Annotated in this window: 3 protein-coding genes; all 3 read right to left on the bottom strand. The window is 36.6% G+C overall.

Annotated features, from left to right (window positions below; all coding sequences use genetic code 11):
• Positions 1-299: 299 nt before the first annotated feature.
• Positions 300-1,358, bottom strand: a complete 1,059-nt coding sequence (locus ACLQ7H_RS03865; protein WP_411751530.1) for a hypothetical protein — start codon at positions 1,356-1,358, stop codon at positions 300-302.
• Between the two features lie 119 nt (positions 1,359-1,477).
• A complete protein-coding gene (locus tag ACLQ7H_RS03860) occupies positions 1,478-1,777 on the bottom strand; it encodes a hypothetical protein (protein WP_411751529.1) in 300 nt (99 codons plus the stop codon).
• Between the two features lie 313 nt (positions 1,778-2,090).
• Positions 2,091-2,707: RHS repeat-associated core domain-containing protein (locus ACLQ7H_RS03855; protein WP_411751528.1), on the bottom strand; the 617-nt coding region annotated here is incomplete at its 5' end.

The following is a 2,707-nucleotide window of genomic DNA, read 5'->3' as shown; positions in this document are numbered from 1 at the left end:
GATGCTGCTGCCGTTCACTACGAGAATACCGTATTGTCATATTTTACCTCAGCGTTGTCATATTGACCGAGGTTAGAATGTGATAACGGTGCATCGTTAACAATGTGAGTTCGCCGGACGCTTACGTTTCACTCCAGAAAAATTATTGAACTATGAATTATTAGCGACAAAACCTTGATTGTTACCTAAGCTAGAGTATCATTTATTTTTTTGATACTCTAGTTGCAGTAAAGTAAAATTATTATTTTATTAACGGGTTGAAATTGAGAGGGGGTATTTTATCATCACTTTGCTACACCTTAAAAGAGTCGCTTCAACCGTTGAATAAAGCTAAGGTTTTCGTATTCGTAGTTGGTTGACTCCAAATGCAATATTTTTTTCTCAAGACTTTTATTTATATCCTTCTCTTCATGTAATGCTTTCAAAGTTTTATCTTTTTCTGTTTTACCATCATCAATAAATTTTTTTAGTCTAGGTATGTTTTCTTTGAAAACAGATATGCTCTTTTCAAGTTTCTCTATTTTTATATTATGAACTTTGTTTTTGCTTATTTCGTTTTCTAATTCATTTTTACAATAGATTATTTTATTATTTAGCTCGAAAATTTCTTTGTTTTTTTCTAAAAGGATGGAGTTATGTTCCTTAAGCATTACAGGATTAGATAAAACCTTCATATAAACAACTTTGGAAAACTTACTATGCAATAAATGGTAATATCTTTCCATGTCAGATTCATCAATATCAGTATTATTGATTTCTGATCTTAAACGCAACTTGTCAGATAATCTCACTTCAATTATAGGTATATTGTGATCTTCAAAGTCTTTTATTTTTTCATAACTGCATTCGTGAGTTACTTTAACCTCTATAGCAACTTTTCCTCCCCATCTTTTAGCCAGTTCTTCAGGTTTACTAAAGAACCCCATCAAGTCAGGATAATAAGTTGCACCATTTTCGAATCTAATCTTGAGGTCATCTTTTTTTATCTTATCAAATTCAATCTCATATAATGTGTTGCCTTCTTGGAATTTAACTACGCTCATTTCGGAAAGAACTAAAATTGCAGTTTCATGAGAAATTAATTCAGAGTCAGAATCTTGTGACTCGCTAGAGGGCATCGATTCTGATTTGTATCGAAAAAAAGCTGTTTTTGATTTTTTAACAGGAATTAATTCTGAGCGTTTGTTTTTATTAAACTGTGTGCTCATAAACGTTAATGTGGAAAACTCCTGAGGATTTTCCTTTCTAATTTTGATCGCCTCCCATATGAAAAATAATCTCTCTTTATCTACCTTATCACTCCAGACGTATTCCTTATTTCCTTTGTAAGCATAAGACCATATTTTTCTTCTTGCCATGATTTACCTCTAATTCATATCCTGATTTACTATTTCAAATCTAATCCTGCAAGGATGAAAGCATGTTATTTCAGTGAGAATAATGTGCAGACATAGTCCTGCTGAGCGTTTCGTAAACTCTAACTCGGTCGTAAATAAACATCCGCTACTTTTTTAGGCCCCTCATAGATGTCAAAAGAAAAATGGTTCAGCATTCGCTCTTGAGAAGCATTATCAACCAAAAATGAAACCGTTCCTGAACTTATGCTTTTTCCTCGCTCATGCGTTGGTGATTCAAGCTCAAAAACAACACTCCATGCATTATTCTGCCAGTTGATATCTTCAGAGAATCTTGCCACAGAAACATATTTTCCTTTAGAGGGGATGGCTTTCCTACCACATTCCTCATAAGTGAGCCATTTAACTTTCATATTATGCATTATACGTTCCTTTAGCTAACCAACATCCCTCTATAAGATATTACTTGGCATAATGATTACTTTACACTTTCCGAAAATATCTTAAAATAGTGCAAGAGTTCATCGAAATTTGAAAACTCGTTTCTCTTGTTTAGTTTATACTTTCCCGAATCTGCACACATAACTTCAGACATGCAACTTAAATCATCCCAAATAGTGAATCGCGCAATATAATTATCGTTCTCAAAATCTATAACCATACTATCAGATAGTTCATTTTCGTTATAAACTGACTGATAATCGGTGTGCGCATGCAACCATACTTCGAATTCTCTTAGCATCTTGTTTTTACTCTCCCATCGATTTTATCAGCCTTCACACTTATATTACTAGCTGTCGGCATTTCTGGCACAGGTAACCCTTTACGTTTAGCCAAGCGGCCTTCTAAAGAGTCTGGTCCAACAATCTTTGCCCAGCCTTCGTTTGTTGGTATTAACGAACTCTTAGGGACATCAAACTCAACATACATTGCTCCATTTTTTGCTTGTTTACCAAAGGCATTAACATCCGCAGGTGAGGCCACATGGGTTGTTCCTGTAGAACTTTGCACAACCTTACCAGTCTCAATCATTGCTTGATGCTCTGCTGGCCCCATCCACCTTCCAACTGTAACATTCGTGAGCCCCCAAGGGTCGATCCAACTCAGAGGGTTAGGCCCATACTGATAAAGGTTCAGACTACCTGCCAAACCGATCGGATCTGGTGTGATAAATCGCCCAACCTCAGGTGCATAATATCGATAGGTATTGTAATGCAGCCCGGTTTCTTCATCCATGTATTGCCCAGCATAACGCAGTGGTTGGCGAAACCTTCCCAGTGGCTGGCTGAAGTTGCGCCACATCGCATCGGTCTGCCGTGTCACCTGACCAAACACCCCATACTGCCCCGACC

Source organism: Serratia sp. (in: enterobacteria), assembly GCF_046715635.1.
Taxonomy (GTDB): Bacteria; Pseudomonadota; Gammaproteobacteria; order Enterobacterales; family Enterobacteriaceae; genus Chania.
This window is presented reverse-complemented; position numbering and strand designations above follow the sequence as displayed.

What these genes read in the sequence shown, in the direction of transcription:
- ACLQ7H_RS03865 (WP_411751530.1), bottom strand. Translation starts at nt 1,358, where the DNA reads ATGGCAAGAAGAAAAATATGGTCTTATGCTTACAAAGGAAATAAGGAA.
- ACLQ7H_RS03860 (WP_411751529.1), bottom strand. Translation starts at nt 1,777, where the DNA reads ATGCATAATATGAAAGTTAAATGGCTCACTTATGAGGAATGTGGTAGG.